The sequence below is a fragment of the Nostoc sp. CHAB 5715 genome (assembly GCF_020829685.1).
GTDB lineage: Bacteria > Cyanobacteriota > Cyanobacteriia > Cyanobacteriales > Nostocaceae > Nostoc.
The window spans coordinates 1-7,167 of record NZ_JAIVFR010000320.1; the positions used below are offsets into that span (position 1 = coordinate 1).

Sequence of the window (7,167 nt, forward strand, 5' to 3'; positions counted from 1 at the left end):
ATTGGTTTTTTGAGTGTGATTGCTGTTGAGCTTTTGCAGTTAACTTATCTACACCGCACCCAGCATGAAGCCCCCGCCATTGAGATTCTTAATCCCCTTGAGCTTCGGATTTTAAAAGCTAAATCTCCCAAACTCCCCAAGGTGCTAACAGTTAGTTGGGCTATAGAAGCGATCGCTCGTTTAGGGGGTTACTTGGAACATCGACGTAATACACCCATTGGCATCCAGGTACTGTGGCGCGGCTGGTTAAAATTGCACGACAAGAGTGAGGGTTGGCAGCTTGCACAAGAGACTTAACGGGAAAAGTCAGATCAGTGATGGCACACTTTTCTAAATTGAATTTCTTAGCAGAAAAGTAACTACTTGATCAACAGCAGTGAAAAAATAACCAATTGGCTAAAATTTGGCTCCAACAAAATGGTCAGTAGAGTGATGTTCACAGCCAATATTTGCATTTAAGTTAAAAGCAGCTTTTATGGATAATCACAACCACAGTCAATGTCAAACCTGATAGTCAGTTTTGACCCTGGTGCTTCCTTGACCAAGATTGTTTACGAACTAGCAACTGAAGGCAAACCATGTTTGATGACAATGGAACCAGAAATGCTGAAGTTGCCTCAAAGTTCGATTGACGCTTATATGTCGAGTCGCAAGGGTCTGGAATCTCCTAAACCAGCAGATGAAGCCTGGGTGTCAAGTCCGACAGATAATGATACACAATGTACGGTAGTTGGATTCCTGGCACGGCAGTTTTCAGCATCTGCCAGACTCGATAAGCTCAAGTACGAAACCTCAATTCACAAAGCCTTGGCGGTTATTGGTGCGATCGCTCAACACAATAAATTGCCTAACAGGTTTTCACTATCACTGACCTCACTACTGCCCTATGGTGAATATCAAAATCGCCAAGCATTTGAGCAACAATTGCAATCTGCACTCAAGGATTTTAGATTTCGGGGTCAAAGGTTGCGGGTGAAACTGGAGCGATTCGAGTGCTTACCCGAAGGTGCGGGATTGGCAATGATTCGCCAACGCCAGAATGGTAAAGAATGGTTCAACGCCCAAACGATCGCAGTGCTAATGTTTGGGCATCGTAATACCAGCCTTCTACTATTTGAACGGGGCAAGATGACGGCGGGTTACACCAATGGACTGGGCTTTCACCAAATGGTAAAGCGAGTAATTGAGCGCACATCTGGACAGGATGCCACTGCTTTGACCTCTGCCATCTATGCAGCTGGTTCAGATATCACACCTGACAACCAAACAATTCGCACTCTGGTCAAAAGTAGAGAACCTAAAAATCTTGATTATGAATTGCAGATGATTGTTAATGCCATTGCTACAGCTAAAGCTGAGTATTGGTCTAGGGCGTGTTTTCAAACTATAACCACAACAAAATGGAGGCGATCGTAATCATAGCTGTATAATTTACTGCAAGTTTTTCGTATCGGGTGGCGATGCGGCGAAACTGCTTGAGCCGGTTGATAGCACGTTCAACAACGTTGCGTTGACGATAGATTTCACGGCTAAAAGGACCTCGACGTGGTTCATTTGAGAGACGTGGTATGGTAAGACGAATACCACGGCGGCGTAAGTAGTTACGTATTCTCCGACCGGTGTAACCCTTATCTCCGACTAATCGCAAAGGGCGTAAACGAGGACGACCCCGCCCAGAACGCTTGATTTGTCCCTGTTCCATCAATTGTTCTAGAAAAATTGACTCGTTTCTCTGACCTGGACTGAGAATAAAAGTTATGGGTTTACCTTTACCCTCACACCGAATGTGTATTTTCGTACTGAAACCACTCGCGTGTTCGACCTAGTTTCTCGTCTTCTTCGCCCCAATATTCCACCAGCTGCGTGCTGGTGGGCGCGGATCACTGTTCCATCAACGTAATGTATTTCCCAATCAAGTTGTCCTTGTTTATCGGCGATCGCTTGCAGTTGTTCGAGAATTTGGTTCCAAACTCCGGCTTTTTGCCATCGATAAAACCTTGTGGCCACAGTCTGCCACTTTCCATAACGTTCTGGAAGGTCACGCCACGGTGCTCCGGTTCTCAGTATCCAAACAATGCCATTCACAACTGTGCGGTGGTCATTATTTGGCTTACCTGTTTGAGGTTTTTGTGGTGGTAGTAACGGTTTTAACCTCTCCCAACGTTCGTTGCTTAAGTCTCCTCGGTTTATCATCATCATAAAGCGATCGCATCTTTTTTAGGATACAACGAGTTTGAAAACACGCCCTAGGCGTAGAGTGTCGCCGTCTGCATACGTCCCACGCCTTTCATTCTGAGATGATGGAACCCATCATTGAGCCATTCATCAATAAAGTTAAAAAAGTTACACTAAATCCTCCGCACATTCCCTTTATCTCCAACGTCACAGGAACCTGGATCACAGCAAAGCAAGCCACAGATCCTGATTACTGGGCAACACATTTACGGCAAACGGTGCAGTTTACAGTGGGCATTTCTACGTTGCAGCAAGAGCCAAATCGCATCCTGCTAGAAGTGGGGCCAGGACGCACCTTGTGTACTTTTGCTCAAAAGCATTCAGATGTTGTAGGACTATGTTCATTACGGCATCCAAAGGAAAAACAGTCGGATGTAACATTTTTACTAAACACACTAGGCAAACTCTGGTTGTACGGAGTACAGGTCAATTGGTCGGGATTTTATACCAACGAGCGCCGTTATCGTCTTCCTTTACCGACGTATCCCTTCGAGCGACAGCGTTACTGGATTCATGCCCAAAAACAGGCACATACCATTGGTATTGCTCAAATAACACAAGGCAAAAAGCCAGATATTGCCGACTGGTTCTACTTACCTTTGTGGAAACAATCTGTAGGAAAACAGCATATTACAGACGAGCTTCAAATGACAGTCGTTTCCAACAATATGCACTCAGTGATTGGAGAAGAAGGGCTATGCCCAGAAAAGGCAACTGTACTCGGAGCTGTTAAGATAATTCCGCAAGAATATCCAAACATTAGTTGTCGTAGCATTGATGTTGTAATTCCGAAGGAAGTCAGTTGGCAACAAGAGAAACTTGTAGAACAACTGCTGAACGAGCTACAAGCACAATCCTCCGATATAGTTATTGCCTACCGTAGTTTTCATCGCTGGGTGCAAACCTTTGAGCCAGTCCGATTAGAGGGAGGGAAGGGAGAAACATCACGATTAAGGCAAGGAGGAGTATATCTGATCACGGGTGGACTCGGAGGTGTTGGACTTGCTTTGGCGTCATATCTGGCGAAAGAAGTACGAGTCAAATTAGTTCTGATCGGGCGTTCACATTTTCCTGCAAAAGAAGAGTGGGAACAGTGGTTAGCTACTCACGATGAGAAGGACAGTGTAAGTCACAAAATTTGGAAAGTAAAGGAACTTGAAGAACTGGGCGCAGAAGTTTTGGTATTCAGCGCTGATGTGGCAAACCTTAAACAGATGCAACAAGCAATCGCGAAAGTCCAGGAACAATTTGGTCAAATCAATGGTGTTATCCATTGTGCGGGAGTTCCTGATTATGCTGGTGTAATTTCTCGAAGAACGCGAGAAATTACAGAAAGTATTATGGCCCCTAAAGTCAGAGGTACACTAGTACTGGATAGCCTTTTGAAAAATGTTGAACTGGATTTCTTTATTCTTTGTTCATCTCTTAGCTCAATTCTTTCTAGAAAGAAATTTAGTGAAGTTGGTTATTGCGCCGCCAATGAGTTTCTTGATGCCTTTGCTTATTACAAAACAAACAAAGATCGCATATTCACAGTCGCGATTAACTGGACAGATTGGCAGGATGTTGGTATGTCAGTAGAGGCAGTAAAGCGATTCGTTAGAGGACAGGAAATTTCTAATGATAAATCCTTATTAATAGACGCATTATTCCCTTATGAAGGGATAGAGGTTTTTAGACGTATTCTCAACAGTGCAGTTTCTCGGATTGTGGTATCAACTCAAGATTTAACAACTCTGATAGAACGGGATCGTGATTTTAATGCACAGGATCTTCTGGAATCTTTAGGTAAGGCTAACTTTTCAAAACCGACACATCCACGACCTGAACTGAGTAATGCTTATCTTGCTCCTAGAAATGAGACTGAGCAAACAATTGCAGAAATCTGGCAAAAACTACTTGGTATTGAGCTAGTAGGAATTTACGATAACTTCTTTGAACTTGGCGGCGATTCACTTCTCATAGTTCAGGTACGAAGCCAACTGCAAAAAGTATTCAAACAAGATTTATTAACAACAGATTTATTTGAATATCCTACAGTAAGTGCCCTAGCAGGATATCTCTGGCAAGAACAGATTGAAAAACTTGCCATTCAACCTGTTTATTCTCGTGCGAAAAGGCAAGAAAAGGCTATTGAAGAAGAAGCACAGATGATGAAACAAAGGAGAAAGGCACATGGATAGCCAAGATACTCATAATGCTTTGAAAGGCATAGCTGTCATTGGGATGGCTGGTCGTTTCCCAGGTGCCAAAAGTGTTGAGCGGTTTTGGCAGAATTTACAAGATGGTGTGGAATCAATTTCGATCTTCACAGATGATGAATTGGTAAGTTCAGGCTTAGATCCTACTTTGGTACGTGACCCCAGCTATGTAAAAGCAAGGGCTGTGCTGGAAAATATTGAGATGCTTGACGCTTCTTTCTTTGGCTTCACGCCAAAAGAAGCTACAATCATGGACCCGCAACACCGTCTTTTCCTAGAGTGTGCTTGGGAAGCGCTTGAAAATGCTGGTTACGATCCTGAAGCAGACAAAGAACTGACTGGTGTTTACGCGGGAGCCAGCTTGAGTAGCTACTTAATTAACAATTTAGTTTCAGATCCTAACCTAACTAAATCAGGTTCTTTACCAATTGCAATTAGCAATGATAAAGATTATTTATCTACACGAGTCTCCTACAAGTTGAATCTGAAGGGACCAAGTATTAGCGTCAATACGGCCTGTTCTACATCATTAGTGGCAGTTCACTTGGCGTGCCAAGGATTGCTGAGTTATCAGTGTGATAGAGCACTGGCTGGTGGAGTTACCATAGAAGTCCCACATAAAGAAGGTTATTTCTATCAAGAAGGCGGGATTACTTCTCCTGATGGCCGTTGTCGTGCTTTTGATGCTAAAGCACAAGGTTGCCCTTCTGGAAATGGAGTAGGTATTGTTGTACTCAAGAGATTAGAGGATGCTTTGGCTGATGGTGACTGCATTTATGCAGTTATCAAAGGTTCAGCAATCAATAATGATGGTTCGGAGAAAGTGAGTTTTACGGCACCTAGTGTGACAGGTCAAGCAGAGGTGATTGCCTCAGCTCAGGCGATCGCAGGATTTGACCCTGAAACAGTCACCTATGTCGAGACCCACGGAACCGGCACAGCACTGGGCGACCCAATCGAAATTAGGGCACTTAAAAAGGCGTTTAGCGCCGGAACTAATAAGAAGGGCTTCTGCGCCATCGGTTCGGTAAAGACCAATGTCAGTCATCTGAATGCAGCTGCTGGTGTAACGGGCTTAATCAAGACAGTCTTGGCACTCAAATACAAACAGATACCATCTAGCTTGCATTTTGAACAATCTAATCCGGAAATAGACTTCGCCAACAGCCCCTTTTATGTGAATACTCAGCTTCATGAATGGAAAACAGACGGAACTAAACGCCGCGCTGGAGTTAGTTCTTTTGGCATTGGAGGTACAAATGCTCATGTTGTCTTGGAAGAAGCTCCGACGGTTGAATCTTCTGGCAAATCTCGTCCTTGGCAATTGCTGGTAGTTTCTGCCAAAACTGACTCAGCTTTAGAGACAGCAACTGCAAATTTGGTTAATCACCTGCAACAGCACCCAGAACTCAACCTTGCAGATGTCGCTTATACATTGCAAGTCGGTCGGCATGGTTTGAGCCATCGGCGGACAGTTGTTTGTCAAGATACTGAAGATGCGATCGCAGCCCTCCAAAATCCCAAACGAGTCCTCACTAGTACTCAGGACATAAATGAGCGCCCAGTAGTCTTTATGTTTACTGGTTTGGGAACTCATTATGTCAACATGGGTTGTGAATTATACCAATTAGAGCCAACTTTTCGCGAACACCTAGATCGCTGTTGCTCTTTGTTTGAACCTCTGTTGGGTCTTAATCTCAAAGAAGTTATTTATCCTATTTCCTCCGCAAAGCAAGAAGCAACAAAAGAAAAATCGGGTATAGATTTACGCCAAATGCTTGGTCGTGATCCCGAATCACCAGATCCCGCCGCTCAAAAATTAAATCAGACCTATCTCACTCAGCCAGCACTGTTTGCTATTGAGTATGCTTTAGCTCAATTATGGATATCCTGGGGCATTCGTCCAGTAGCAATGATTGGTTACAGCATCGGTGAATATACGGCTGCAACTCTAGCAGGAGTATTGTCTCTAGAAGATGCGATTACTCTTGTTGCCAAAAGAGCGCAAATGATTCAAGAGTTGCCAGGGGGAGCAATGCTAGCAGTTCCCTTAACAGAAGAAGAAGTGCAACTTTTCTTAAGTGAAAAGCTTTCCTTATCAGCCGTCAATGGTTCATTCCAGTGCGTACTTGCGGGAACTACACAGGCTGTAGAGGAACTGTCACACGAGTTGAGTGCTAAGGGGTTAGCTTGTCGGCAATTGCAGACTTCCCATGCTTTTCATTCTTACATGATGGAAGCGATCGCTAACTCTTTCACTGAATTGGTACAAACTATCAATCTCAAACCACCACAGATCCCTTATTTATCAAATGTTACGGGAACTTGGATAACACCAGAGCAAGCCACAAATCCCAGCTACTGGACACAGCACATGTGCCAACCCGTGCTATTTGCCGATGGAGTAAATCAGTTGTGGACACAACACAGTCCTATTTTGTTGGAGATAGGGCCAGGACAAGCATTAAGCAGCTTGGCGATGCAATGTTTAGATAATGTTTCTGATGATAACAAGGTAGTATTATCCTCGCTGCGCTATGCTTACGAACAACAGTCTGACGTTGCTTTTATCCTAAACACATTAGGACAACTATGGCTTGAGGGAATCAAGATAGATTGGTCAGGATTTCATACCCATGAGCGCCGACACCGCCTTCCCTTGCCAACATATCCCTTTGAGCGACAAAGATATTGGATTGAACCACAAAAATTATCTACAGCACAAACAAAT

General features: G+C 43.9%; 3 protein-coding genes and 2 pseudogenes. 4 read left to right on the forward strand and 1 reads right to left on the reverse strand.

Going from position 1 to position 7,167, the window contains the following annotated elements:
- A pseudogene (locus LC574_RS18455) lies at positions 1-297 on the forward strand (IS4 family transposase); the annotation flags it as partial.
- Positions 298-498: 201 nt separating this feature from the next.
- Positions 499-1,416: a ParM/StbA family protein gene (locus tag LC574_RS18460; protein ID WP_229454853.1), complete on the forward strand. Its 918-nt coding sequence runs from the start codon at positions 499-501 to the stop codon at positions 1,414-1,416.
- Here the strand turns inward: LC574_RS18460 and LC574_RS18465 are convergent.
- A pseudogene (locus LC574_RS18465) lies at positions 1,385-2,190 on the reverse strand (IS5 family transposase). The gene LC574_RS18460 and the pseudogene LC574_RS18465 sit on opposite strands and share 32 nt — an antisense overlap.
- Positions 2,191-2,297: 107 nt before the next feature.
- Here LC574_RS18465 and LC574_RS18470 point away from each other — a divergent pair.
- Positions 2,298-4,418 (forward strand): SDR family NAD(P)-dependent oxidoreductase, encoded by a 2,121-nt coding sequence (locus LC574_RS18470; RefSeq protein ID WP_229454854.1) that lies wholly within the window; start codon positions 2,298-2,300, stop codon positions 4,416-4,418.
- Positions 4,411-7,167 (forward strand): type I polyketide synthase (locus tag LC574_RS18475; RefSeq protein WP_229454855.1); only part of this gene is annotated, 2,757 nt, incomplete at its 3' end. The genes LC574_RS18470 and LC574_RS18475, both read left to right, overlap by 8 nt.

Bases quoted from the DNA above. Each gene is read 5' to 3' on its own strand.
- LC574_RS18470 (WP_229454854.1), top strand. From the start codon at position 2,298: ATGATGGAACCCATCATTGAGCCATTCATCAATAAAGTTAAAAAAGTT.
- LC574_RS18460 (WP_229454853.1), top strand. From the start codon at position 499: ATGTCAAACCTGATAGTCAGTTTTGACCCTGGTGCTTCCTTGACCAAG.